21 protein-coding genes are annotated in these 24,113 nt (G+C 67.6%); 11 read left to right on the forward strand and 10 right to left on the reverse strand.

Features of this window, described 5'->3' with window-relative positions; all coding sequences use genetic code 11:
- Nucleotides 1-312 precede the first annotated feature (312 nt).
- The 4 genes from BO221_RS24680 (at nt 313) to BO221_RS24695 (ending at nt 4,812) form a co-directional block, all read left to right on the forward strand.
- The gene (locus BO221_RS24680) at nt 313-2,049 is read left to right on the forward strand and encodes a methyl-accepting chemotaxis protein (protein WP_073562954.1); all 1,737 of its coding nucleotides are present in this window, start codon (nt 313-315) and stop codon (nt 2,047-2,049) included.
- 140 nt (nt 2,050-2,189) lie between these two features.
- Nucleotides 2,190-2,564 (forward strand): response regulator, encoded by a 375-nt coding sequence (locus BO221_RS24685; protein WP_073562955.1) that lies wholly within the window; start codon nt 2,190-2,192, stop codon nt 2,562-2,564.
- A gap of 12 nt (nt 2,565-2,576) precedes the next feature.
- The gene (locus BO221_RS24690; protein WP_073562956.1) at nt 2,577-3,209 is read left to right on the forward strand and encodes a GAF domain-containing protein; all 633 of its coding nucleotides are present in this window, start codon (nt 2,577-2,579) and stop codon (nt 3,207-3,209) included.
- 7 nt (nt 3,210-3,216) lie between these two features.
- Nucleotides 3,217-4,812, forward strand: a complete 1,596-nt coding sequence (locus tag BO221_RS24695; protein ID WP_073562957.1) for a chemotaxis protein CheA — start codon at nt 3,217-3,219, stop codon at nt 4,810-4,812.
- Nucleotides 4,813-4,855: 43 nt separating this feature from the next.
- Here BO221_RS24695 and BO221_RS24700 read toward each other — a convergent pair whose 3' ends face one another.
- Nucleotides 4,856-6,313 (reverse strand): hypothetical protein, encoded by a 1,458-nt coding sequence (locus BO221_RS24700; RefSeq protein ID WP_073562958.1) that lies wholly within the window; start codon nt 6,311-6,313, stop codon nt 4,856-4,858.
- A gap of 206 nt (nt 6,314-6,519) precedes the next feature.
- On the opposite strand from BO221_RS24700, the gene BO221_RS24705 reads away from it, so the two are divergent.
- Nucleotides 6,520-6,915: a type II toxin-antitoxin system PemK/MazF family toxin gene (locus BO221_RS24705; protein ID WP_073562959.1), complete on the forward strand. Its 396-nt coding sequence runs from the start codon at nt 6,520-6,522 to the stop codon at nt 6,913-6,915.
- Nucleotides 6,916-6,924: 9 nt separating this feature from the next.
- On the opposite strand, the gene BO221_RS24710 is transcribed toward BO221_RS24705, so the two are convergent.
- A complete protein-coding gene (locus BO221_RS24710) occupies nt 6,925-7,896 on the reverse strand; it encodes a LysR family transcriptional regulator (protein ID WP_073562960.1) in 972 nt (323 codons plus the stop codon).
- 194 nt (nt 7,897-8,090) lie between these two features.
- Between BO221_RS24710 and BO221_RS24715 the strand changes: the two genes are divergently transcribed.
- The 3 genes from BO221_RS24715 (at nt 8,091) to BO221_RS24725 (ending at nt 10,875) form a co-directional block, all read left to right on the forward strand.
- Entirely contained in the window at nt 8,091-9,329 is a 1,239-nt protein-coding gene (locus BO221_RS24715) for an MFS transporter (RefSeq protein ID WP_073562961.1), read from the forward strand.
- Between the two features lie 110 nt (nt 9,330-9,439).
- A complete protein-coding gene (locus BO221_RS24720) occupies nt 9,440-10,189 on the forward strand; it encodes a hypothetical protein (RefSeq protein ID WP_073562962.1) in 750 nt (249 codons plus the stop codon).
- A gap of 14 nt (nt 10,190-10,203) precedes the next feature.
- The gene (locus tag BO221_RS24725; protein ID WP_073562963.1) at nt 10,204-10,875 is read left to right on the forward strand and encodes a hypothetical protein; all 672 of its coding nucleotides are present in this window, start codon (nt 10,204-10,206) and stop codon (nt 10,873-10,875) included.
- 64 nt (nt 10,876-10,939) lie between these two features.
- Here BO221_RS24725 and BO221_RS24730 read toward each other — a convergent pair whose 3' ends face one another.
- From BO221_RS24730 to BO221_RS24750, 5 genes are all read right to left on the reverse strand, one after another.
- Nucleotides 10,940-12,511 (reverse strand): CocE/NonD family hydrolase, encoded by a 1,572-nt coding sequence (locus BO221_RS24730; RefSeq protein ID WP_073562964.1) that lies wholly within the window; start codon nt 12,509-12,511, stop codon nt 10,940-10,942.
- Nucleotides 12,512-12,595: 84 nt separating this feature from the next.
- Entirely contained in the window at nt 12,596-13,288 is a 693-nt protein-coding gene (locus BO221_RS24735) for a Coq4 family protein (protein WP_073562965.1), read from the reverse strand.
- Nucleotides 13,289-13,299: 11 nt separating this feature from the next.
- Nucleotides 13,300-14,109: an SDR family oxidoreductase gene (locus BO221_RS24740; protein WP_073562966.1), complete on the reverse strand. Its 810-nt coding sequence runs from the start codon at nt 14,107-14,109 to the stop codon at nt 13,300-13,302.
- Complete coding sequence (locus tag BO221_RS24745) at nt 14,106-15,785, reverse strand: gluconolaconase (protein ID WP_073562967.1); 1,680 nt, start codon at nt 15,783-15,785, stop codon at nt 14,106-14,108. Before BO221_RS24745 ends, BO221_RS24740 begins: the two co-directional genes overlap by 4 nt.
- A complete protein-coding gene (locus BO221_RS24750; RefSeq protein ID WP_198956179.1) occupies nt 15,785-17,596 on the reverse strand; it encodes an NAD(P)/FAD-dependent oxidoreductase in 1,812 nt (603 codons plus the stop codon). The genes BO221_RS24745 and BO221_RS24750 overlap by 1 nt, the downstream gene beginning before the upstream one ends.
- A 93-nt stretch (nt 17,597-17,689) precedes the next feature.
- Here BO221_RS24750 and BO221_RS24755 point away from each other — a divergent pair, with 93 nt between their 5' ends.
- Nucleotides 17,690-18,274: a TetR/AcrR family transcriptional regulator gene (locus BO221_RS24755; protein WP_083681328.1), complete on the forward strand. Its 585-nt coding sequence runs from the start codon at nt 17,690-17,692 to the stop codon at nt 18,272-18,274.
- A gap of 39 nt (nt 18,275-18,313) precedes the next feature.
- Here the strand turns inward: BO221_RS24755 and BO221_RS24760 are convergent, their stop codons facing one another.
- Nucleotides 18,314-18,979 (reverse strand): arylesterase, encoded by a 666-nt coding sequence (locus BO221_RS24760; RefSeq protein ID WP_083681329.1) that lies wholly within the window; start codon nt 18,977-18,979, stop codon nt 18,314-18,316.
- A 91-nt stretch (nt 18,980-19,070) separates the two neighbouring features.
- Here BO221_RS24760 and BO221_RS24765 point away from each other — a divergent pair, with 91 nt between their 5' ends.
- Together BO221_RS24765 and BO221_RS24770 are read left to right on the forward strand one after the other, a co-directional pair.
- On the forward strand, nt 19,071-19,784 hold the full coding sequence (locus BO221_RS24765) for an ABC transporter ATP-binding protein (RefSeq protein WP_073563257.1): 714 nt from the start codon (nt 19,071-19,073) through the stop codon (nt 19,782-19,784).
- A complete protein-coding gene (locus BO221_RS24770; RefSeq protein ID WP_073562968.1) occupies nt 19,781-22,309 on the forward strand; it encodes an ABC transporter permease in 2,529 nt (842 codons plus the stop codon). The genes BO221_RS24765 and BO221_RS24770 overlap by 4 nt, the downstream gene beginning before the upstream one ends.
- A 4-nt stretch (nt 22,310-22,313) precedes the next feature.
- On the opposite strand, the gene BO221_RS24775 is transcribed toward BO221_RS24770, so the two are convergent.
- Together BO221_RS24775 and BO221_RS53970 are read right to left on the reverse strand one after the other, a co-directional pair.
- Nucleotides 22,314-22,769, reverse strand: a complete 456-nt coding sequence (locus BO221_RS24775; RefSeq protein WP_073562969.1) for an immunity 26/phosphotriesterase HocA family protein — start codon at nt 22,767-22,769, stop codon at nt 22,314-22,316.
- Between the two features lie 3 nt (nt 22,770-22,772).
- Nucleotides 22,773-23,576 carry a hypothetical protein gene (locus tag BO221_RS53970; protein WP_143195658.1) on the reverse strand — a complete coding sequence of 268 codons (804 nt, stop codon included), beginning with the start codon at nt 23,574-23,576 and terminating at the stop codon, nt 22,773-22,775.
- Nucleotides 23,577-24,113 lie beyond the last annotated feature (537 nt).

Genomic DNA, 24,113 nt, shown 5'->3' on the forward strand with positions numbered 1-24,113 from the left:
TGCGAAGAAAACACCCCGAGGGACGCGGGAAGGGACCATTCCCCCGCCATGCTGGCGCTCAGGTATCTGCCCCCTCCGCCGCCTGGTGCCCGAGCAACCCCCTTATCAGGGATGTGGCCGCCCAGCGCTGGGAGGGGTCGGTGTGCGGGGGTGCAGGTAACCCGCGAGCCCGGAGAATTTTCATCGAGTGAGGCGCGTGTGATGCTGGCCGCGGAATGAGTGGGGGTTCCCAGAAGATCCTCGGGCCGGTGCCGGCTGCGTTGGCCCCCCTATCACGCAGGCCCTGCGCGCCCACCAAAGGATGAACTCACAGTGAACTGGTTTCGCAACTTGAAGATCGTCACGAAGCTCACGCTCGGATTCGGGCTGCTCACGGTGCTTGCCGTGATCGTCGGCATGCAAGGCCTGCGTGGCATGGCGCAGACAGACGAGGGCCTCAAGGAGATACACGAGCACCACGCGATCGGCCTCGTGAAGCTGCTCGAAGCGGACGTGCACATGCTCCACATGTCCCGCACCCTTCGAAACGTGGTGCTGGACGTGGGCACGGAGCGGTTGGCGAATCGGACCGCGGAGCTCGAAGCGAGCCGGGAGAAATTCGGGAAGGCGTTCGCGGCATACCAGCGGACGATCTCCGGCTCGGATTCGGTCCAGCAGCTCAAGGCCGCGGAGGTGGAGCAGCTCATGACCCAGCTCCGGAACGAGCAGCAGGACGTCCTGCAACTCGCGACGAGCGGGCGGCTGACCGCGCTGGTCGCGACGAGCAAGGATCTCTACATCGACGCGGGCGTGAAGGAGGTCCGGGCGGTCGAGAACGAGATCGAGGCGGTCATCAAGGAGCTCGAGACGCACAAGTTCGCGGCGATGGAGCGGTTCTCGGAGCAGTCGACCGCGTCGTACGAGGGATTCAGGAGGTTCGTCCTGGGCCTCATCCTCGCCGCCGTCGCCATCGCCATCGGGCTCGGCATGCTCACGACGTGGGTGATCGCCGGGCAGCTCGGCGGAGAGCCGGGATACGCGGCGGAGATGGTGCACAAGGTGGCGGAAGGCGACCTCTCCGTGTACGTGGAGACGAAGGCGAACGACCGGACGAGCCTCCTGTTCGCCCTGAAGGAGATGGTGAGGAAGCTCTCCGAAACGATGGCGGAGGTCCGGATGGGGGCCACCACTCTCAGCGCGGCCTCCGTGCAGGTGTCGGCTTCCTCGCAGAGTCTTTCGCAGGGCACCGGCGAGCAGGCCAGCAGCGTGGAGGAGACCACCTCCAGCCTGGTGCAGATGACGACCAGCATCACCCAGAACCGGGACCACAGCCGGCAGATGGAGCAGATGGCCGTGAAGGGTGCCAGGGACGCCGAGGAGAGTGGCCTGGCGGTGAAGGAGACGGTGGCGGCGATGACCTCCATCGCGGAGAAGGTCTCCATCATCGAGGAGATCGCCTACCAGACGAACCTGCTGGCGCTCAACGCGGCGATTGAAGCGGCCAGGGCGGGGGAACACGGCAAGGGCTTCGCGGTGGTGGCCACCGAGGTGCGCAAGCTGGCCGAGCGCAGCCGGACAGCGGCCAAGGAGATATCGGGGCTGGCGACGAGCAGCGTGAAGGTGGCCACTCACTCGGGACAACTGCTGGAGGAGCTGGTCCCCGCCATCCGCAAGACAGCGGACCTGGTGCAGGAGGTGGTGACCACCTCCAGCGAGCAGTCCGACGGGGTGGTTCAGATGAACAAGGCGATGCAGCACGTGGACCAGGTGACGCAGCGCAACGCCTCATCCGCCGAGGAGCTGGCCAGCACCGCCGAGGAGCTCTCCGCTCAGGCGGAGGCGCTCACCCAGCTGGTGTCCTACTTCCGCGTGGAGGGCGGCCACGAGCGCGGCGCTCGCCCGCAGCCCCGTCCCTGGGTGGGGGGAGCCCCCCGCGGGCAGGCTCCGTCCCCAGCGCACGCGCTCAAGGCCGCGGCGGACGCCCACGGCCCCGGAGCTCCGGCTCCCCGTCCCGCCGCCCAGGCCCCGCTCACGGGCGAGGACCATGAGTTCAAGCGCTTCCGGGTGTGAGCATGGGTGAGAACAGAGGAAGTGCTGCCGGCCGCCGCGTTGCGCGCCCCGGCGGCGGAGAGCACGAGCAAGTCCACGGGTGATGCGGTGCGGCCCCAGATCGATCCGTCCGCGCCTCGCGAGTAATTGTCGGAGCAATCATGTCTCAAAAGAAGAAGATCCTCCTCGTCGACGATTCACAGACAGTCCTGCTGATGCACCAGCTGCTGCTGGCTGACCGGGGCTACGAGTTGATCACCGCACGAGATGGGCAGGATGCCGTGGAGACGGCCATGGCCGAGCGCCCGGACATCATCTTCATGGATGTCCTCATGCCACGCGTGGATGGCTTCACCGCCTGCCAGGCGCTGCGCGCGCACGAGAGTACACGCGACATTCCCATCATCATGGTCACGACCCGCGGCGAGCCCCAAAACGTGCAGCGGGGCTTCGAGAGCGGCTGCTCCGACTACATCACCAAGCCTTTCAATGTGAATGAGTTCCTGGACAAGCTCGAGCGGTATCTGGACCAGTAGAGGAGGAGCGCGATGCAACGAGACGAGCAGAGGGGCGCTCCCGCCATGCCCGAGCACCCGGAGCACCTCACCCAGCGCGTGCGGGAGCTTCAGCAGGAGAACGAAGCGTTGCACACGCGGGTGCGCCGCCTGAGCACCGAGCGGCAACGGCTGGAAACGCAGATGTTGGACCTCGCCCGGCTGTACGCCGCCAGCACCCGCCTGCGTGAATCCAGGACGAACTCGGAGCTGATGGCCACCTTCGAGGAGATCATCAAGGATCTCCTCGGCTCGGAATCATTCGCCGTCTTCGAGCTCGAGCCGGATGCGTCGGCGTTGTCATGGCTCGGGGGCATGGGGGTGGACGCCAGGCTCCCGCGGCGCCTCCCCGTCGGGGAGGGTCCTCTGGCATTCGTGGTCCAGCAGGGGAGGATCTGGGTGTCCGAGCCAGAGCCAAGCGATGACCTGGCACTGCGCGCCTGCATCCCCTTGAGACTGGGCAGCCGGGTGCTCGGCATCATCGCCATCTTCCAGCTCCTGCCACACAAACCGTCCTTCGAGGCGGCGGACCATGTCCTCTTCGAGCTGCTGGAGACGCAAGGGGGCATGGCCCTCCACTGCGCTCGTTGCCCGACGGGCGGGGAGCCGCTGACAAGGGGCTCCTGAGGGTCACATGCAGAACGCTCATGAACTGATCATCGAATCCTTCAGGACCGAGACAGAGGAGCTGTTCGCCGAGATGGAGGCGGGACTGCTCTCCTTCGAGGCCCACCCACGGGAAGAGGTGCTGCAGACCGTCTTCCGTGGAGCGCACACGCTCAAGGGCCTGGCGATGTCACTGAGGTTCCCTACCCTCACCGACTTCGTTCATGGCGTGGAGGACGTGCTGGAGGCGCTGCTGGAGCGGCGAAGGCTGGCGACCGGGGAGTTGGTGACGCTGCTGCTGTGCGCGGTGGACCACCTGCGCGGACTGGCAACGGCCGCGGTCTCCGGCTCCGGAGAGGAGCGGATGCCGGCGGGCGCCCAGCGGTTGCTGGAGCAGTTGCGAGCGCCAGGACTGACGGGGCTGGTGCCGGTGGGAGCCGAAGGAGCGCCGGAGGAAATCCGGCGCGTGCGCACACTCCGGGTGGACGTGGAGAAGCTGGACCGCATCGCCAACCTCACCGGCGAGCTGAGCATCGCCCGAGGGCGGCTGACGCAGGTGCTGGCGAAGGGCTCGGCCGGAGAGGCGCTGGTGGTACACCTCGAGGCGGAGCGGCTGCACCTGGAGCTGCAGGAGGAGGTGAACCGGGTGCGGATGGTTCCGATGGGTCCCCTCTTCCGGCAGAACCTGCGTGCGGTGAGGGAGCTGATAGGAGCCCAGCACAAGCGGGCGCGGCTGGTGTTGGAGGGAGAGGATGTGGAGGTGGATACCTCCATGGTGGAGGGATTGCGCGAGCCGCTGCTGCACCTGGTGCGTAACGCGGTGGACCACGGGCTGGAAACGCCGGAGGCGCGGCGCGAGGCGGGCAAGGAGGCCTCTGGGAGGCTGGTGCTGCGTGCCTTGCACGAGCCGGGGATGCTGGTCGTTCAGCTCTCCGACGACGGCCGGGGCCTGCGGTACGAGCGGCTGCGGGAGAAGGCGCGCGCGCTGGGGCGGGACACCGAGCGGATGACGGAGGAGGAGTTGGCGGAGCTCGTCTTCCTGCCGGGGCTGTCCACCGCGGAAACGGTGACGGAGGTGTCCGGACGCGGGATGGGCATGGACGTGGTGCGCCGCGGCGTGGAGGCGCTGCGGGGCACGGTGACGCTGCTCAGCGAGGAGGGACGAGGCACCACGGTAACGCTGCGGGTACCGCTGACGCTGGCCAGCATCCAGGGCTTCGCCATAGGAATAGGCGAGGAGACCTACGTACTGCCGCTGGAGACGGTGCAGGAGTGCCTGGAGCTGCCAGCGGAGCTACGCGGGCAGCCCGGCGGCGGCGTGCTGAATCTGCGTGGCCAGGCACTGCCCTACCTGCGGCTGAGCGAGGTGCTCGGTGCGCAGGGCTCTCGCGCGGAGCGAGAGAGCGTGGTCGTGGTGGGTCACGGCGGGGGCCTCGCCGGGCTGGTGGTGGACGAGTTGTATGGCGAGGGCCAACGCGTCCTCAAACCGCTGGACCGGCTCTTCCGCTCCCTGCCAGGTGTGTCCGGCTCCACCCTCCTCGACGACGGGCGCGTGGGGCTCGTCCTGGATGTGCCCTCTCTCTTGAAGGAGGCCGTGCAGCGGGCGGAGCCTGGGAGGGCGTAGGCGTCGAACTCAACGCCCACGCTCCCCACTTCCTACGGGCGGTCTACTGGCAGTCGCGCACCTCGTAGCCAGTGCCCGTGGAGGGCTCGCTGCCGGCGCGCTGCCGCACCAGGCACTGGCTGGCCGGCACGGTCACCCGCGACTCGTTGACCGTCACCGACAGCTCACCCGACACCACCTGCAGTCCGCCGGGGAAGCCCGTCGACGTGTTGGCGGGCACCGGGCGCACGCTCGGGGCATCGCCGCCGCTCAGCCGCACATTGAAGCTCGACCCGGAGTCGCCGGAGGACGCTCCGCCTTCCTCATCCACGTACAGCGGCCCCATATCGGTGAACACGGAGAGATCGAACTCAGGCCGCGCACTCAGCACCGCCAGTCCATCCGCGCCCTTCTCGACGTGCAGGTCGAAATGCCGGCCAGACAGCGCGTTGAGGTCCACGGTGACGAGCTTGTGATCCCCCAGGGCCAGGTAGCTCTGCGCCTCGCCCAGGCCAACGTGCGCGAGGGTGAGCGCCTCACGGCCCTCGTGGGCCTCCACGTTGTACGACAGGCCGGACAGCGACACCACATACTGCTGGCCGGAGAACCTGGTCTCGGGGCCGCTGTACGGAATGCGAATCTCGGTGGTGCCCAGGTTCAGGGCGATGCGGGCCTGGTTCGCCCCATCCTTCTGCCACACCTTCATCTCGGTCAGGGGCGAGGCCTTCGCGCTGCTGAAGGCATACGCGCCCGCCGCCCCATCCCACTCGACGCTCAGCGCATCCAGGATGGACGTCTGGAACTCCACATCCCGCGGCCCCGTGCTCGTCAGGGCCAGCTCCACGCGGCCCACCATCACCCGAGGCAGTTCCGTCTCGGGGCTCAGTTGCGTCACCGTGTCCTTGACGCCGCCCAGGTCGACAATCATGCCGACCCGCACGTCCGAGAAGGACAGGGAGAGGGGTTCTGCGCGATTGGGGCCAAAGAGCAGCTCCAGGTCCAGGCCCTTGTCTCCCATGTTGGTGGCGCGGATGCGCAGCTCGTACTTGTCCACCTCGGCCACACACGCGGGGGCCGCCGGCGTCGAGCCATCCGAGCACAGATCCTCGCCCGTGATGCGGAACGTGGTGGAGCTGCCCTTCGTCTCCTCCACGTTGGCCTCGATGAAGATGCGCTCACGCAGGTACTTCTCCACCAGCGCGGCCTGCGCCTGCGAGGTGGTCTCATCCGGAATGCTCGGCACCGGCATCGGAGAGTCCTCCGCCATGCGGGTGATGGACAGGCCCTGGACGCCGCCACCCATGTTGCCGAAACCGCCGACGCTGGACGCCACATCGGTCAGCAGCTTGAGCGCCGAGAAATTGCTCAGCGTCCGCATGCTGGAGCCAAGGTTGCGGACCAGGTCGCCAGAGCGCTTCGCGGTCACCTCGGCCACCTCCTCCGGCTCGGGTGCTGGCGGCTGGCATCCCACGGCGCCCAGCGCAAGTGCCACGGTCCCAGCCACCCAGAAATTCATCTTCATTCAGTCGCCTCCTGCTACGGGGTCAGGTCGCGCCTCCCGAAGCAATGGGCAGGCCAGAATCCAATCTCAAACATTTCGCGGGTTTCCACGCCCTGGGGCAGCGCCAGGAACTGCACACCCTGACGTCTCTGTCAGGCGAACCGTCAGCCCGGCAATTTTCCAGCCTCACGACCGGGCCGCCCTGCCATGATGCGTCGCGAGCACACATGAAGACGAACACAGGAGAATCCACGGGCACACCTCCCGTGAGGATCAACCGCGGTGACGTGTTCTGGATCGCGCCCGATGACTCGCGAGGGCCAGCCCCGAGCTACGCTCATCCCCACGTGGTGGTCCAGGACGACGTCTTCAACCACTCGCGCATCACGACCGTGGTCGTCTGCGCCTTGACGTCGAACCTGCACCGGGCGGCGGAGCCGGGCAACGTCCTGCTCGAAATCGGCGAGGGCAACCTTCCCAAGCAGAGCGTCGTGGTGGTGTCGCAAATCTCCTCGGTCGACAAGTCCCGCCTGGGTGAACGCGTTGGCTCGCTGTCCGACGCGCGGGTGGAGCAGATCCTCGCCGGCCTGCGCTTCCAGCAGGTGTCGTTCTTCGAGCGATAGCACCAGGAACTACTTCTCCGGGGCCGGCTTCTTCTTCCCTCCACCGGTTGCCACCGCCACGGCCGCGGGGATCCTCTCCCGCATCCACTCCACGAACGCGCGCAACCTCGCCGGGTAGAACCGCGCATAGGGGTAGAGCAGGTACATCGGCAGGGGCGCGGCCTGCCAGCCCGGCACCAGGTGCAGGAGCCGGCCCCGCTGGATGTCTTCGTGGAGCACCCAGGCCGAGGCCACGCAGACGCCGAGGCCATTCACCGCGGCACTGCGGATGGCGTAGAGGCTGTCCGTGCTCAAGCGCGGGTGGAAGGTGACGGGCTGGACCTCGCCAGTGTCCACATGGGTCAGCGAGACCTCGTTGCGATAGAACGTGCGCAGCGACAGCCAGGGCAGCCGTGCGAGCTCGTCGGGATGGGTGGGCATGGGCACGCCCGCCACCACGGACGGCGCGGCCGCGACGATGCGTGGCACCTCGGCCACGCGGATCGCCACCACGCCAGGGTCATGCACCTCGCCGACGTGAATCGCACAGTCGATGCCGTCCGCGATGAAGTCCGCCACCCGGTCGTACAGCAGCCATTCGACCGACACCCGCGCATGGCGGTTCAGGAATTCCGTCAGCGGCCCCACCAGCAGTTGTTGGCCAAACGCGTGGGGAACCACGACGCGCAGCCGGCCCTCCGGCTCGTCGCCCGCTCCGCGCAGGTCCGCCTCGAGCATGTCCCAGCTGGCCAGCAACTCCTTCGCGCGCTCATAACAACGCGCGCCGTCCTCGGTGAGCTTCATGGCATGGGTGGAGCGCTGGAGCAGCCGCAACCCCAGTGCCCGCTCCAGCGTCTGCAACCGGCGGCTCACCGTCGGCTGCGTGGTGCCTAGCTGCGCAGCGGCGGAGGACAGGCTGCCGGCATCGACGATGCGGATGAAGGTCTGCATCAGCTCGAGCCGATCGGCCGTGGCCGGCGCGGCGGGTGGGGACCTCCGCATGGGAGAGGCACGCGGCCGGGACGGCTTCGAGGCAGGAGGCATATACGCGGAGCGTATATCCAATGTACGAGGCAGGCTACTACCGATGCCCTCCCCTCTGGCGCACAGTTGCCTCGACTCGAATCGACGGGGTGGACATCATGTCTCTCATTCGTACCGTACATAGCATCGCCGGAAACGGTTCCGTGGCCCCGATGGCCTCCGCCACGACGGCCCAATCGTCGCGGCCCACGGCCACCCACCAGGGCGGCAGCGAGCCCGTGCCGGCCGGCCTCTATCTGCTGCTGGCCGCGGGCGCCGGGCTGTCGGTGGCGTCGCTCTATTACAGCCAGCCGATGCTGGGGGTGATGGGGACCAACCTCGGTGCCTCGGACACCGCGGTGGGCTTCGTGCCCACGCTCAACCAATTGGGATACGCGCTGGGCATCCTGCTGCTGACGCCCCTCGGCGACCGCTTCGACCGGCGCCGCATCATCCTCATCAAGGCCGCCCTCTTGAGCGGAGCGCTGCTGCTGGGCAGCCTCGCCCCGGACATCCTTCCACTGCTGGCGGTGAGCTTCGCCGTCGGACTGACGGCGACCCTGGCGCAGGACATCGTGCCGGCCGCCGCGACGCTGGCACCCGAAAAGCAGCGCGGCAAGGTGGTGGGCACGGTGATGACCGGCCTGCTGCTCGGCATCCTGCTGTCCCGTGTCATCAGCGGCGTGGTCGCCGAGCACTTCGGCTGGCGCACCATGTACATGCTCGCCGCCGCCAGCGTGGCCCTGATCGGCGTGGTGGCCTGGCGCGGCCTGCCCCGCTTCCGCCCGGCCAGTACGCTCACGTACGGCGCCCTGCTCGGTTCACTCTCCACCCTCTGGCGTACCCACGGCGCCCTGCGGCGGGCCGCGCTGGCGCAAGGCCTGCTCTCGGTGGGCTTCAGCGCGTTCTGGTCCACCCTCGCCGTCATGCTGCATGGCGCCCCCTTCCACCTGGGCAGCGCGGCCGCCGGTGCCTTCGGCCTGGCTGGCGCGGCCGGTGCCCTGGGCGCCCCGGTAGCGGGCCGCATCTCGGATCGCCTCGGCCCCGCGGTGGTCACGCGTCTGGGCGCCGGTCTCACCGCCATCTCCTTCGCCACGATGCTCGCGGCGCCGTGGCTCGAGCCGGGCTCCCGGCTGTGGCTGATCGCCGCCAGCGCCATCGGCTTCGACCTCGGCGTCCAGATGACCCTCGTGGCGCATCAGACGCTCGTCTTCGGCCTCGAGCCCTCCGCACGCAGCCGGCTCAACGCCGTGTTGTTCACCGGCGTGTTCACCGGCATGTCCCTCGGCGCGGCGAGCGGCAGCCTTCTGCTGGCCCGGTGGGGATGGGAAGCGGTGACGCTGCTGGCGACCGCCTCGGCACTGGCGGCCTTGCTGGTCCGCCTGTGGCCGGGGGCTCGCACCACCCACTGATTCACGCGCCCCTGTGCTCCAGCCGACATAAATCGTGAAACCCCACCTATCGCGAAATTCACGATTTATGAGAAGATGCGACTCCGTCTCGACGTACCAGGAGCCGCATCATGTCTCTACCCCCCCAAGCGGAAGTCCCCCCGCGCCACCGAAGAACCCCCGGCTGGATTGGCCTGGGCTGGGTGGCCGTGCTGTCGGTGGTGGCGTGGCACCACATCCCCAGGGCCCACGCCAATCACACCCACACGGGCGGAACCCAGCTGCACATCGCCACGATTCACGGCAACAACGGGACGAGCACCAGCCCAGGAGATCAGGACGAGCAGTATTGCGTCCAGTCGCGCACCGCGAGCATCGACGGCACGCGGATGGCCAACTTCATCGAGGAAACGCTCGTCAAGCTGAGCACCATCTGGGACGGCACCGCCAACTGGCGCGTCGACCTGTGGCGCGCCTCGAAGTTCTGCTTCGACTACGACTCGGCCACGCGCGCCACCATCGAGTACGAGTACCACATCAAGGACGACTGGTACGAGGTCTCGCTCTGCGGCAGCTATTACAGCTGCGTGGTGTTCGATAACGCCGTCTATGACGGGTACCACACCCACTACAAGTGGGGGTATTCCTATCTCCAGACGGAGCACGTCAACAGCTACGACACCCGCGCGCGCAAGTTCATCAACCACGAGACGGGTCACATCCTCGGCCTCAAGGATCCGGACTACTACGGGCACTGCCTGAACAGCGTCATGCACAACGACCTGTACTCGAGCATGGGTTGCACCGACCCGGTCTGGTACCCGACGGCCAATGACAAGAACTCGGTCACGCGGATCGCGGACCGCGCCAACACGTGGTGAGAGGAATGCAAGCCATGAAAATGTTCGCACGGCGGGAAGTGGCCCACGTGGTGGCCATGGTGGGCATGCTGGTCCTCGGAGTCCGGTGCGCGGGAATGGAGGAGGTGGAGTCCGAGCACCCCCACCTGATGCTCGACAACGCGTTGCTGGTGGCCGAGCGCACCGGCCTGCAGGTCTGCGTGGAACTGGCGCCGTCCCTGAAGGAGCGGAGCGGGGAGCTGCTGGGCGCCCTCAAGTCGGACCTGGCCCTGCTGAGGGAGCGTCATCCCCTCTGGGAGAAGTCGGGCTTCGGCCAGGCGCCGGTGCGCGTGCAGCTCGGGTGCCCCGGGGCGGCGATGCCCTCGGAGCGGATGGAGCGCAAGGGAGCGCTGGTGGGCCCCGGGGTGAGCGAGCGCCCCAGCCCCTTCCGCACCTTCCTCTACGTGCTGGATGACGCACGGGCCCAGGCGGTGCTCGGCAAGGAGGAGCCGATCCGCGCCCGCGCCGAGCTGATGAAGGTGGAGGACCACGTCCTGGCGGAGGTGTCCACGGCGCTCGTCATTCGCGCCTCGGACCTCGGGACGCCCTCCTTCCAGGAGACGTGGCTGCCCACGGGCGTGGGCCTGCCGCCGCTGCGCGAGCCCGCCGCCGCCCCCGCCGCGGACTTCATGCCGAAGGTCTCCGGCGGGAGTGGCTCGGACCAGTAGGCGATTCGCCGTGCCGGGAAGGAGGCTGGAACGGCTTCTCCGCCCCCTCCCGGCACGCCTCGCTTCACTTCAGGGGCAGGGACACATAGGACGGGCTGCTCGACGTCGAGGAGAACTTCACCGTGGAGAAGGCCGGCGCCTTGTCCGCGTAGAGCGGATCCACGGTGTCGATGACGAGCGAGAGGCGATGGCCATTGGGAACGTCATAGGCCGTCGCCGGGAAGTCCACGTCCAGGACACGGGGCTGGCCGGCCACGGCGTCCCGGAGCGTGACCGCGACGTGCGTGACGAGGCTCCCCGTCCCCGACCAATCCGTATCGAAGAGGTAGGCGATGACCGTCGTCTGCCCGGAGCTGCCCGGCGTGACGGTCAGGCGCAGGTGAGGGGCCCCGCGCACGCGCCGCGGGCTCGTCAGCCATTCCGACTGCCAGACGGCCGCGTTCGCGCGGTCCACCGCCGGAATCCATGCCGTGGGCGGCTCACCCGTGATGGCCTCCACGCCGTTCGTCAGCAGCACCACGCCTCCGTTGGCCACGGTGTCATCACCCGCGAAGATCGTCGAGCTCCAGCTCGCCTGCGAGCCCGCCGCGAGGTCCCCCTCGTTGCTCCACCAGTGCACGTCGCTCAGGTTGTAGCGCGCGGTGCTCGTCGAGACGGCGCTCCACGACGGGAATGACTCGTAGGAGCCCTCGCCCCGGATCTGGAGCTGGACCGGGTTCTCCGAGGCGATGCCCGTGTTCACACCGCGCAGGTACTGGTCGAACCAGCGGCGCGTGCTCGTCCACGCGTCATTGGGAATGCCGAGGATGCCGGTCAGCTCGGGGATGGCATGGTCACCCGGGCGGAGCTCGAGCCGCCTCGGCCCCGACAGCCGGGTGAAGAAGTCGGAGAGCTGGTTCGGCCCGAAGAAGGTGTCTCCATAGGCGTTGGCCAGGAGGATGGCGGGACGGCTCGCGTTGATGCGCTCCAGGTACGTCGCGGCGCTGCGCACCCGCGCGTAGGAGATGACGCCGTCCAGGTTCTGGTTGGCGAAGAAGTCCGAGAGGGCCTGCCGCAGCTCCGCCGAGGGCTTTCCGGTGAGCTCCGCCGAGAGCCACAGCAGCCCGGCGCTCTGCAGATGGCGCGTCTGGTTCCCGAACAACGAGTACGTCAGATCCGTCCAGCAGCTCAACGCGGCCACCGCGCGGATGCGCGAGTCGAAGGCCGCGCCAATCAACGAAATGCCCGCGCCATAGGAGACACCCGCCGCGCCGATGCGAGCCGGATCCGCGGGAGTATTGGCCAGCGCCCAGTCGATGACCTCGGTCACGTCGCCGATGTCCTTGGGGCCCGCCGTGTCGATGGCGCCCCCCGAGGTGTAGAATCCTCGCGGCGTGTACGAGACCACGACGTACCCGGCCTCGGCGAACTGCTGCGCCTGCGCGAGGTACTCGATGCTGGGCAGCGCCCAGCTGGTGATGAAAATGATTGCCGGATACCGCCCCGGCGTATCCGGCGTGAAGACGTTGCCCTTCAGTGTCACGCCATCACGCGTGGTGATGTCGACGACACGGAAGGACGACGCCGCGGACGCGGGACCGGCAACGACACACAACGACAACACCGCGGATACAGCGATTGCACGCAGCCAGGACAAAGCGCTCCTCCAGCAGGGGGTGGTGTCCTGGCATGATATTCAATAACAAACCCGATGCCAGCAATAAGCTGGAATTCAAGTATGTCAGTTCATCTTTACCGCGGGGGCACACAGCCGCGAGCTCAGCGCGGCCACGGGGGTCTCCCAGTGGTGCTCGTACCAGACGTCGAGGAACAGCTTGGACGCGCGGCCCCGTTGGTACGCGGCCTTCAGCCGCCGCAGGTACGCGGACATCCCGAAACCCGGCTTCCGCTCCTTGAGCTGTCCCAACGTGCCGAACGCCAGGATGAGCTTCGCGCTCTGGATTCCCAGGTTGCCCAGGGCGTACGCCTGCAACTCCATCTCGCCCACCACGTCCGTGCCGTAACCCGTCAGCAGGTGCAACACGTCATGCGTCTCGCGGTAGCGCTTGCCGATGTAGTCGACGTCGTTCTTGAGCTCGAGCGTCGTCTTGAAGGGAGAGATCTTGTTGTCGCGGAAGTAGCGCGCGAATTCATGGCCGAGCGTTCCCTCGGGCAGGCGATCCAACACGGTCAGGTCCAGATCATCGCCCTGCAGGGAGGGGCGCTCGGACAGCATGCGGCGCCCCTCCTCGCTGCCCTGGAGCCTCTGGACGAGCAAGGCGTAGACGTTGAGGTCCAGGCAGATGTTGATCAGCTGGCCGCAGGTGGGATTCCCAGGGTCGTCCTTGAGCACCTCCAGGCACTGGAGCGCCACCTTCAAGCGGGTGAGCAGGGATGCGTTGTCGGGCAGCGCCAGGGTGTTGGGGTCGGCCATGGGAATCTCTCCTATTGCGACAACAGACTACTCATCTGATTGAGGATGAACCGCGCCGCGCGCTGGGGGTGCAGCCTGTAGATGGCATCCATGAGCCTGGCGTCGTTTCCCACCAGGACGCGGTATTGGTTGCTCTCGATGCCGTCGAGGACGATCCGCGCGGCCTTGTCAGCGGAGAGGATCTTGACCGGCGGTGCCTCCGCGCCGGTCATCTTCAGGGTATTCATCACCCCCGAGTTCTCCGCGATGTTCGTGCCCATGGCTCCCGGGAACACCACCGTGACCCGTACGCTCGTCCCCTGCAGCTCCGAGCTCAGACCTTCCGTCATCAGCTTCACGGCCGCCTTGGAGGCGCCGTAGATGGTCTGTCCCGGCACGGGCAGGAAGCCACCCATGCTGGAGATGTTCGTGATGTGCGCCTCCGGGCGCGCGAGCAGGTGCGGCAGGAACGCCTTCGTCATGTAGAGCGTTCCGAACAGGTTGACGTTCATCACCCGGTCGATGGCCGCGTAGTCGAGGTCCTTCAACTTGACGAAGGGTTGAATCACGCCCGCGTTGTTGATGATGCCGTCCACCGCCCCGAAGCGGGAGATGACCTGCTCCGGGAGCGCCTCCACCTGGGCCCGGTCCGCGATGTTCACGGCGTAGGTGGCCAGGTTGGCGCTGTGCATCCCCGCCAGCTTGACGGTCTCCTCGAGGGTGGACGCGTTGATGTCCACGGCGGCGACGCTCGCGCCCCTCTTCAGCAGAGCGAAGACGAGCTCCCGCCCCAGGCCACTTCCGCCGCCGGTCACGACGACGATCTTCTTCTGGAGCTTCATGGCTGTGTCTTCCCCGAGACAGGAGCCGACGCGGGGACGAACCGGTAGAGGGCGCTCTCCATATCGGACGACAGATAGATGGTCCCCGACTGGCCCACGGCGACCCCCGTGGGGATGTACCCGGGCGGGAAGCCCCCGGTCTCGGGCAGTCCGATGCGCAAACCGCTCGCGATGACCGTGGAGCGTCCCGTGGCAGGATCGATGCGCACCAGCCGCTTACGGCCCACCTCGGCGACGATCAATCCGCCGTCGGGATGCCGGGCGATGCCCTCCGGCGCCTTCAGCCCCTTGGCCACCGTGCTCCGGGCCCCATCCGAGAGACGCACCCGGGTCACCTGCCCAGAGCGCACCTCGGTGACGTACACCCCCGGCTCCTTCGCGTCCGTGTCGGCCACGAGCCCCACCGGCCCCTTCAGGCCCTCGGTCAGCACCGTGGTCCCCGCGGCCTCGGTGGCATCCACCCGGACGAGCCTGCCCGTGCTGCCCTCGGCGAGCAGCAGCGTGCCATCGGGGAGCTCGATGGCGCCCTGGAGGCCGTTCTTGTTGGGAATGTTCCGCAGCATCTTTCCGGAGTCCCGCTCCAGGACCTGCACGCCGCTCATGTCGCCCAGATAGCTGGTGCTCAGCACCACGTGCTTCGCGCCCACGCTCACGTGCATCGGGAAGGCAAGATGGGAGGAGAGGACACGGGTCGTCTGGGCAATCTTCCCATCACGCCCGCCCACCCGGCGAAAGGCATACACATCCGCCACGTACACGTTCTCGTCCGGATCATCCGGCGCGACGGCGATGCCCGAGGGCACGCTCAAGCGCGCCTCGACGAGCTTCCGGATGGAGCCATCCGCGGGATTGACCACGTGGATGTCGTTGTCCACCATGTTGGACACGTACACCTGGTTGTCGGGGCCGACCGTCAGGTTGTCGAGTCCCGTGGGCAGCTGCGCGACGACCGTCTTCTCTCCCGTGGCCACCCGGACCCGGACCAACTGGCCCAGCGCCGCGTCCGCCACGAAGAGGTTCTCGCGGCTCGAATCGAAGTTGGTGGCGACCGGCATCCCGAAGCCTTCCGCCACGGTCTCGATGGTCCCCGTATCCACGTCGATCCGGGCAATCTGCCTCTTCATCAGGAGCGGGCCGTACAACTTGTCGTCCGGGCCGAACTCGAAGCCGTTGAGGAAGCCATGCCCGGAGAGGACCTGACGCCGAGGCTTCTTCCCGCTCGGATCCACCTCCCACAACACATCCGCGCCCCGGCCGAGCTGGGTGACGTAGAACCTGCCGTCGCGGCGGAAGGCCAGCGAGTTGAGGCCCGGCAGATCCTTGGCGATGACGCGCACCTTTCCATCCGGCGTGCGCCGCATCAACTGGCCGGAGAAGAAACCGGTCCAGTAGATGGAGCCATCCGGGCCCAGCGCCACATCATCCGCGCCGCCCTGCGGAGGCCCCACCACGGTGCTCACCGCGCCGGTGCTCAAGTCGATGGAGTGGACCGTCTGGCCGAGCAGATTGCTGGCCAGCAGGTGCCCCTTGCCATCGAGCGCCAGCCCATGGACGCCCTGGAAGGGAGAGGCGGCCACCACCACCTCCTGCCGGTACGCGGGAGGAGGGGCGGAGAGCGCCTGACCGCTCGACAGCAGCAGCGCGGCCGCCAGGGTCTTGGAGAGGAATCGAGTCATCACGGGTTGTTTCCTCCCCGGGTGAGCTCCAGGCCGGAGAGCTCATTGGACTTGCGCCAGTTCTCCAGGATGTCGATGAACCCGAGCGTGCCGCCCGCGAAACCCGCGCTGCGAATCATGCGCGGGTGAGGCTGCTGGCCCTCGTTGTTGATGTAGCCAGGCGTGCATTCGGCACCGCCAAAGGCGATGCCAGTCTTCTGGAGGCTGGCGAGGATCGTCCCCCACCACTGGTCCTGCGCCTCCTGCGTCGGTTCGATCGCCTCGACGCCCTGCTTCAGGCTCTGCTCGACGATGTAGGCGGAGTGCCGCGCCAGCTCCCCGAGGATGTGGACGAAGTTGATCGCCCAGCTGCTCTGGGTGAGGCCGATCATCAGGAGGTTCGGATAGCCACGGGTGGTCACGCCGTGGAGCGTCGACGGGCCTTCGGCCCAGGCGTCATTCAAGGACCTGCCACCGCGCCCACGGATGTCGAAGCCCAGCTTGCGGGTGTAGTCACCCGTGACCTCGAAGCCCGAGGCGTAGACGAGGCAGTCCACCTCGTACTCCTTGCCATTCACCACCACGCCGGTGGGGGTGATCCGCTCCACGCCCTTGCCGTCCGTATCCACGAGCTGGACGTTGGGGCGGTTGAACGCATCCAGGTACTCGTCGTGGAAGCAGGGCCGCTTGCACAGCGGATCGTAGTAGGGCTTGAGCGCCTCGGCCGCCACCGGATCCTTGACGATGGAGGCCACCCGCGCGCGGATCTCCTCCATCTTGCGGAAGTTGGACAGCTGGTAGATCTCCGCCGCCTCCTCGGCGCTCCTGGCGCGGCGCATCTCGGAAGCATCGAAGAGCGAGGTCCACCCGTCCCCCACCAGATCCTTGTCCTGCGCGAGACCGGAGACGAGCGCGGTGAAGTTGCGGATGCGCTCCTCCTGCCAGCCGGGCTTGAGCGACTTGGCCCAGGCCTCATCCGTCGGCTGGTTGCCCCGCACACCGATGCTCGAGGGCGTGCGCTGGAAGACGTACAACTGCTTCGCCGAAGCACCAAGCTGGGGGACCACCTGAACCGCCGTCGCGCCCGTCCCGATGATGCCCACGCGCTTGTCGGCCAGCCGGTTCATTCCGCCCGTGGGGCCACCGCCGGTATAGGCGTAGTCCCACCGGCTCGTGTGGAAGCTGTGGCCCTTGAAGGTCTCGATGCCCGGGATGCCGGGCAGCTTCGCCTTGTGCATGATGCCACCGGCGATGATCACGAACCGCGCCGCGAGCTTGTCGTCCCGGGTGGTCGTGACGTTCCAGCGCCGGGTGTTCTCGTCCCAGTCCATCTCCGAAATCTGGGTCTGGAACAGCGCCGCCTTGTAGAGGTCGAACTGCCGGCCGATGCGCTGGCAGTGGGCGAAGATCTCCGGCGCCTTGGCGTACTTCTCCTTGGGGATGTAGCCGGTCTCCTCGAGCAGCGGCATGTAGATATAGGATTCCACGTCGCAGGCAGCGCCCGGATAGCGGTTCCAGTACCAGGTGCCACCGAAGTCGCCGCCCTTCTCGACGATGCGGATGGACTGGACGCCGGCCTGCCTCAGCCGCACCGCCGCCAACATGCCGCCAAAGCCACCGCCGACGATGAGCACGTCGATCTGCTCGGTCAGCGCCGGACGGGTGAAGCCGGGCTCCACGTACGGGTCCTTGTCGAAGTCCGCGTAGAGGCCGCTGAGGTCGCGGTACTGGGCGTTGCCATCCGCACGCAGCCGCTTCTCGCGCTCCTGCCGGTACTTCTCCCTCAGCGCTTCCGGAGAGAACGAGAGCTCACCCTTCTTCGACGCAATCATCCGCACACTTCCTTTCGACCCGACGGCCACGACGCATGTACACGGCCGTGTACATCCTGGACATAACTCAATTGCTGTCCTAAGTAAACGACCGTGTACATATCCGACCCCTCAGAAACCAAGAGACCGGCGCGCCAGCGGGATGCCGAGCGCACGCGCGCCGCGATCCTCACCGCGGCCCTCAACCTGTTCTCCACCCGGGGCTTCGCCCAGACCGGTGTGCGCGAGGTGGCGGAGCTGGCAGGAGTGAACTCCGCGCTCGTGGGCCGCTACTTCGGCTCGAAGCTGGGCCTCTACCGGGCAACGTTGGAGGTGATCGACATCACCCCGGCGCTCCAGGGAGACCTGCGCAGCTTCGGCAAGTTCATGGTAGGGGTCTTCTTCGATTCGCCGGGCGCACCGGGCCCGCTGCAGATGATGATCCTCTCGATGGCCGACCCCGACGCGCATGCGGCGACCGTCGAGTTCCTCCAGAAGAAGGTGATCACCCCGCTGGCCCGGTGGCTGGGACCTCCGGACGGAGAGGGCCGCGCGGCGCGGCTCAACATCCTCTGGACCGGTTTCCTCATCAGTTGGAAGCTGCTGCCCATTCAATCACTCACGGGAGCGCGCCTCGCCGCCACCCGCCGCTGGCTCGAGGCCCAGACCCAGGCGATCGTCGACGAAGGCACCGCCTGAGCACCTTCCTGCCCTACAGCCCTTGCGGCACGAGGGCCCTCACTTCAGCAGCGGCGCCAGCGCGGGCCAGACGTGGTCGCGCAGCTTGGGCTGCACGGCGGCGACGGGGTGGATGTTGTCCGCCTGGAAGGAGGCGCGGTCCATGGCGATGGGCTCCAGCAGGAACGGGAGCAGGGCCACCTGGTGCGCCTCGGCCACGGTGCGGAAGTTGGCCGTGAAGCCTTCCGTGTAGGCCTTCCCCAGGTTGGGCGGCATGCGCATGCCCACCAGCAACACCCGGGCACCCGCCGCCTTGGCCGCGCCCACCATCTTCTCCAGGTTGGCCCGGGTCTGCTTGAGCGGCAGGCCTCGCAGTCCGTCGTTGCCGCCCAGGGCGATGACCACCACCGCGGGCTTGTTGCGCGCGAGCTCTCCTTCGATTCGCGAGGCGCCCCCCGCGGTGGTCTCACCACTGACGCTGGCGTTCACCACCCGCCATCCAGGCGCCTCCTTGCTCATCCGCTCGGCCGTCAGCGCCACCCAGCCCTCCTCCGGCGCGAGCCCATAGGCGGCGGACAGCGAATCCCCCATCACCAGCACCGTCCGCGCGGGCCCGGCCTCCGCGGCCCCCGAGCCCAGCGTGGCCAATCCCACCGCCAGTGCCACCACCAGGTAACCGAGCACACCGGCGGTCCGGGTGCGCTCCCTCATGTATCCTTGGCTCATCGCTGCAACTCCTCCGGGCCGCCGTTACAAGCCTGCTCCACGAGCAGACCCTCGCCTGACGAAGAACCCAAATATGCCCCACGACCTCGCGATGCACACCAAAGTCCAGCCCGGCCCCCAGCGGTTGGCCCTCCAGGTGTCGGAACTGGGCAAACGCGTGTCCCTGCCGTCCGGCGCCCTCACCATCCTCGACGGAGTGGGCTTCTCCATCTCCCATGGCGACACCGTGGCCATCGTCGGGGCCTCCGGCTCGGGAAAGAGCACCCTGCTGTCGCTGATGGCCGGACTGGACACGCCCAGCTCCGGAAGCGTGCTGCTGGACGGCGAGCCACTGTCCGCCCTGGACGAGGACGGCCGTGCCCGTGTGCGCGGCGAGAAGGTGGGCTTCGTCTTCCAGAGCTTCCAGTTGCTGCCCTCGCTGACGGCGCTGGAGAACGTGATGCTGCCGCTCGAGCTGCGCGGAGACGCGGACGTGGAGACGCCCGCCCAGGCCATCCTCGCCAAGGTGGGGCTGGGGGAGCGGCTGGGCCACTACCCGCGTCAGCTGTCCGGCGGAGAGCAGCAGCGCGTCGCCCTGGCGCGCGCCTTCGTCACCCGGCCGGCCGTGCTCTTCGCCGATGAGCCCACCGGCAACCTCGATACCCGCACCGGCCAGGCCATCGTCGAGCTGCTGTTCTCCCTCAACGCGGAGACCGGTACCACCCTGGTGCTCGTCACCCACGATGAGAACCTCGCGGCACGCTGCGGGCGGCGGCTGCGGCTCGACGGGGGCCGCCTGGTCACCGGGGAGCGGCAGGCGTCATGAGGCTGCTCAAGATGGCCTGGCGCCAGCTGCGCCGCGACTTCGCCGCTGGCGAGCTCCGCATCCTCCTCGGCGCCCTGGTGCTCGCCGTGCTGGCCGTGACGGCCATCGGCTTCGTCACCGACCGCGCCGAGCGCGCACTCGCCCTCGAGGCCAACCGGCTGCTGGGCGGTGATGCGGTGGTGCTCGGAGACACGCCCCTCGACGGGGTGGTGCGCGAGGCGTCACGGGCGCCCGGGCTGCGAAGCACCGAGACACAGGAAATGCCCAGCATGATCCGCGTCGGCGACGCGGATGATGAGCGGCTCAAGTTCGGAGAGCTCCGGGCCCTGGGAGAGGGCTTTCCCCTGCGGGGCCGCTTCCGTGTCGTGGACACGGTGGACGGCCCCGAGCGCGACGCCCCGGGCGTTCCCGAGCGAGGCACCGTGTGGTTGAGCCGCGCGGGCGCGGACGCGCTGGACGCGAAGCTGGGGGACATGATTGGCATTGGCGAGTCGCAGCTGCGGCTCTCCGCGCTGGTGGTGCAGGAGCCAGACGCGGCGATCGACTACTTCAACATCGCGCCCCGGGTGTTCCTCAACCTCGCCGACCTGCCCGCGACGGGACTGGTGCAGGAGGGCAGCCGGCTCCGCTACCGCCTGGTGGTCGCCGGAGAGCCGGATGCGGTGGAGCGATTCATCCGCACCGCGCGCGAGGGACTCGCGCGTGGCCAGCGCCTGGAGACGGTGAAGGACGCGCGTCCGGAGATGCGCTCCGCGCTCGACCGGGCCGACCGCTTCTTGAGCCTGGCGGCATTGGTGTCGGTGGTGCTGGCGGCGGTGGCCGTGGCCATGGCCGCGCGCCGGCACAGCGCGCGGCACCTGTCGAGCACCGCGGTGATGCGGTGTCTGGGCGCGAGCCAGCGCACGCTGGTGGCCACCCACGGTGGCGAACTGCTCCTGCTCGGGCTCATCGCGAGCTCCATCGGCGTCGTGCTCGCCTTCCTCATGCAGTGGCTGGTGGGCAACTGGCTCGCCGGGGCACTGAAGATGAACATCCCGGCGGCCGGCTGGGTGCCCGCGGTGCAGGGGTATGGCGTGGGCCTGGTGGTGCTGCTGACCTTCGGTGCACCGCCCATCCTCGCGCTGCGCCGGGTGCCCGCGCTGCGCGTGCTGCGGAGGGACCTCGACCGCACCGAGCCGAGCTCCTGGCTGGTGGGGCTCGCGGGCGTGGCGGGACTGGCCGCGCTGCTGTGGTGGAAGGCCGGCTCGGCGAAGCTGGGGGCGACGATGCTCCTCGGCATCATCGCCACGCTGGGGGTGCTGGCCGCCCTGGCGTGGGGGCTCATCGCCGTCGTGCGGCGGCTGCGCTCGCGGCTGCGCGGGAGCCTGCGTTACGGGCTGGCCAATGTGAGCCGGCGCGCGGGCACCAGCGTCGCGCAGGTGACGGCGCTCGGCCTGGGGTTGATGGCGCTGCTGCTGCTCACCTTCGTGCGCACCGACCTGCTGGACCGCTGGCAGGTGGCGCTCGCCAAGGAGGCCCCCAACCGATTCATCGTCAACGTGCAGGAGGATCAGCAGGAGCCGGTGCGTGCCTTCATGGCCGAGCAGGGATTGCCCGCGCCGGACCTCTTCCCCATGGTGCGCGGCCGTCTGGTGGCGCACAACGGCGAGCCGGTGAAGGCCGCGCCCGCCGAGGGTGAGCCTCGCTCCGAGGAGGAGCGCCGCGGACAGCGGCGGAGGGACCGCGAATACAACCTCTCCAGCGCCGCCACGCTTCGCGAGGACAACCGCGTCACCGCGGGCACGTTCTGGGGCCCGCAGCGCCCGGAGAAGCCAGAGCTCTCCGTGGAGGAGGGCTTCGCCTCATCAATGGGCTGGAAGCTCGGGGACCGCGTGGCCTTCGACATCGCGGGCCAGCGGCTCGAGGCCACCGTCACCAGCCTGCGCAAGGTGGAGTGGGAGAGCTTCCGGCCGAACTTCATCGTGCTGGTGTCGCCGGGCGCGCTCGCGGGCTACGCGGCCAGCTACATCACCGCGATGCATGTGCCCCCCGAGCGCACGCGCTTCACGGCGGAGCTGGTGTCTCGCTTCCCCAACCTCTCGGTGGTGGATGTGGATGCACTGCTCAAGCAGGCGCGCAGCACCGCGGACCAGGTCTCCACCGTGGTGGAGGTGGTGTTCTACTTCTCGCTGCTCGCGGGCCTGCTGGTGCTGATGGCCGCGGTCAATGCCAGTCAGGACGAGCGCTTGCAGGAAGGTGGCGTGATGCGGGTGCTGGGCGGCAGCCGCCGGCAGTTACGGCTCGCGCAGGCCTCGGAATTCGCCGCCATTGGCCTGCTGTCAGGCCTCACCGCGGCGGCCGCCGCCTCCATCCTGGCAGGGGTCATCGCCACGCAAGTGTTCGGACTGCCATGGCAGGCGGACTGGCGGCTGGTGGGAGTGGGTGGCGGCCTGGGCGTGCTGGCGGCGGTGAGCGCGGGCATGTTCGCCACCCGCCGGGTACTGGACGCGCCCCCTTCGGTGACGCTGCGGGAGGTGCAGGGCTGAGCCGCTACTCCAACTCCTTCCACATGCGCACTAAACTGTCGTTGGGCCGCCCCATGAAGGCATCGAGCAGACGTTCTTCGACCCCGTGGGACTCCCAAACAGCCGCTGGCTCGAGCCCAATACATTCTTGGGGGGACGCCTCTCTCTCATTGCCAAGGGTGTCGAAAATCCAACAGCGCCGGAGTGGACCCACCTCCATGTTGAATTGGACAATGGGTTGCGTCAGGCGCTCCTCAATCGCTCTCCACCCAATGAGTTCCCATGACTTCGGATATGGATACTTGACCATAATCCTGAAAAGGATGGGCTTGGATGCGATCCTGTCCAGGTCCGCGTCCGGCTCGGTGGTCCTGTAATTGTAGAAGGCATCGAAATGCAATTCGAGAGCCCTTCCATAGCCGAAGGAACCATCTGGGAGGGGAATTCTCCAAAATGAACCTGGTTTATGCGTTGGCGGCATGTCCTAGTATCCTGTGTAACGCTGAAGTTCGCCCCAGCGAATCGTGGCAGCATCGTGAAACCGTCTGCCCCGCGGGTTGTCTTTTGCCACGGCGCGCACGACGTTCTCGGTTCGATGGGGCTTGCCCGTGTCGGACTGGGCGCCTCCACTGAAGTCTATCAGTTGCTGCTCTCTTCCACGAATCCGCCAGTATGCTGGGTCATCATACCGCAGATTGTAGTCGACGGCAGCCCCATGGTCGAATACATCAAGTTGTGCTTGAGCGAATGAAGCATCCTTCGGGTCTTCGTTCTCATCAACATGATGATTCCTGTCTCGGAACCGAATGGCCAACTCTGCCTGGAGTCTGAGAGGCAGGCCGAGATCAACGACCATGCTGGTCCGGCCAGCGTAGTAAAGGTTGGTTTTCTTGTTGAGCTTTCTGTAGGTCACATAGAGACGGCCGCGTTTCTTTTTGCTTTCCCTGTCGGATTCCGCATCTGGCCGTCTACTGGGAGGAGCGCGGGGCGGGGACACCGACTCAGGTTGGGGAGTGGGCGCGCTTGTCCCTACTGACACCGTGCCATCAGGCTCCTGATGAATGCGGATCTCCATCTCGATGGTGGCCGGATGCGCAGAGCCCTTCGGGAGATACCGGCCTTGAACCCATCCAGAAACATCTCCGAAGTGTGTGCCGTAGAACTTGTCCGCGATGTCGATGGGGGTCTGCTCACCATCCACAACCGCTTTGACGGTGAAGCAAAGCAGCAGAACACTGCCCGCGGCCGCAACCACCGCGCCCCCCGTGACCAGGGCTTCTCCTGCCACTGCGCCAGTGCCTGCTCCCGCCGCAGTCGTGCCGCCTTGCGGCACCGGGCGGAGCATGCCTCGGGGCACCCCATCTCCTGCGCCTCCGCCAGGAAGCCCTCGCAGCGGTGATGGGGAAGAGGGAAGTGAAGCCTTCGGCGAACCCGCCCCCGGCGCAGGCACGGCCGCAGATGCTCCACCCTGCTCTGTCTGCGCCAGGTCACTGCTCGGGACGTAGACGCAGTACCTTGCTTGTCCAGTGGCGGGGAGAACGCTCCGGGGGACGCTGCTGCACCCCACAAGCAACATGCATGTCAGCAGAGCCACCCCTCTTGGCACCCAGCGTCTCCTGGCATGGGCTCCGCTCACGAAGAACCCCTCGCGGGATTACAGGGAGGCCGTGCGGCCGAGTCAACCAAGGGACAGCGAACGCGAGGGGCGGAGCGGCTGACACGGCTTACGCCACACCTACGGCAACCACCTCGCCATGGGGTGCTCGACCCGCCCCCGCCCCCACGTGCGACATACGTGCAACACGGATGGAGGTAGCCACCAACC

Origin of the sequence: Archangium sp. Cb G35 (assembly GCF_001896145.1) — a bacterium.
GTDB lineage: Bacteria > Myxococcota > Myxococcia > Myxococcales > Myxococcaceae > Archangium > Archangium violaceum.

Coding starts and splice junctions, on each gene's coding strand:
- BO221_RS24765 (WP_073563257.1), top strand. CDS start 19,071: ATGCACACCAAAGTCCAGCCCGGCCCCCAGCGGTTGGCCCTCCAGGTG.
- BO221_RS24725 (WP_073562963.1), top strand. CDS start 10,204: ATGAAAATGTTCGCACGGCGGGAAGTGGCCCACGTGGTGGCCATGGTG.
- BO221_RS24700 (WP_073562958.1), bottom strand. CDS start 6,313: ATGAAGATGAATTTCTGGGTGGCTGGGACCGTGGCACTTGCGCTGGGC.
- BO221_RS24760 (WP_083681329.1), bottom strand. CDS start 18,979: ATGAGCCAAGGATACATGAGGGAGCGCACCCGGACCGCCGGTGTGCTC.
- BO221_RS24735 (WP_073562965.1), bottom strand. CDS start 13,288: ATGGCCGACCCCAACACCCTGGCGCTGCCCGACAACGCATCCCTGCTC.
- BO221_RS24695 (WP_073562957.1), top strand. CDS start 3,217: ATGCAGAACGCTCATGAACTGATCATCGAATCCTTCAGGACCGAGACA.
- BO221_RS24720 (WP_073562962.1), top strand. CDS start 9,440: ATGTCTCTACCCCCCCAAGCGGAAGTCCCCCCGCGCCACCGAAGAACC.
- BO221_RS24745 (WP_073562967.1), bottom strand. CDS start 15,785: ATGACTCGATTCCTCTCCAAGACCCTGGCGGCCGCGCTGCTGCTGTCG.
- BO221_RS24705 (WP_073562959.1), top strand. CDS start 6,520: ATGAAGACGAACACAGGAGAATCCACGGGCACACCTCCCGTGAGGATC.
- BO221_RS24750 (WP_198956179.1), bottom strand. CDS start 17,596: ATGATTGCGTCGAAGAAGGGTGAGCTCTCGTTCTCTCCGGAAGCGCTG.
- BO221_RS24740 (WP_073562966.1), bottom strand. CDS start 14,109: ATGAAGCTCCAGAAGAAGATCGTCGTCGTGACCGGCGGCGGAAGTGGC.
- BO221_RS24775 (WP_073562969.1), bottom strand. CDS start 22,769: ATGCCGCCAACGCATAAACCAGGTTCATTTTGGAGAATTCCCCTCCCA.
- BO221_RS24685 (WP_073562955.1), top strand. CDS start 2,190: ATGTCTCAAAAGAAGAAGATCCTCCTCGTCGACGATTCACAGACAGTC.
- BO221_RS24710 (WP_073562960.1), bottom strand. CDS start 7,896: ATGCGGAGGTCCCCACCCGCCGCGCCGGCCACGGCCGATCGGCTCGAG.
- BO221_RS24715 (WP_073562961.1), top strand. CDS start 8,091: ATGGCCTCCGCCACGACGGCCCAATCGTCGCGGCCCACGGCCACCCAC.
- BO221_RS24690 (WP_073562956.1), top strand. CDS start 2,577: ATGCAACGAGACGAGCAGAGGGGCGCTCCCGCCATGCCCGAGCACCCG.
- BO221_RS24770 (WP_073562968.1), top strand. CDS start 19,781: ATGAGGCTGCTCAAGATGGCCTGGCGCCAGCTGCGCCGCGACTTCGCC.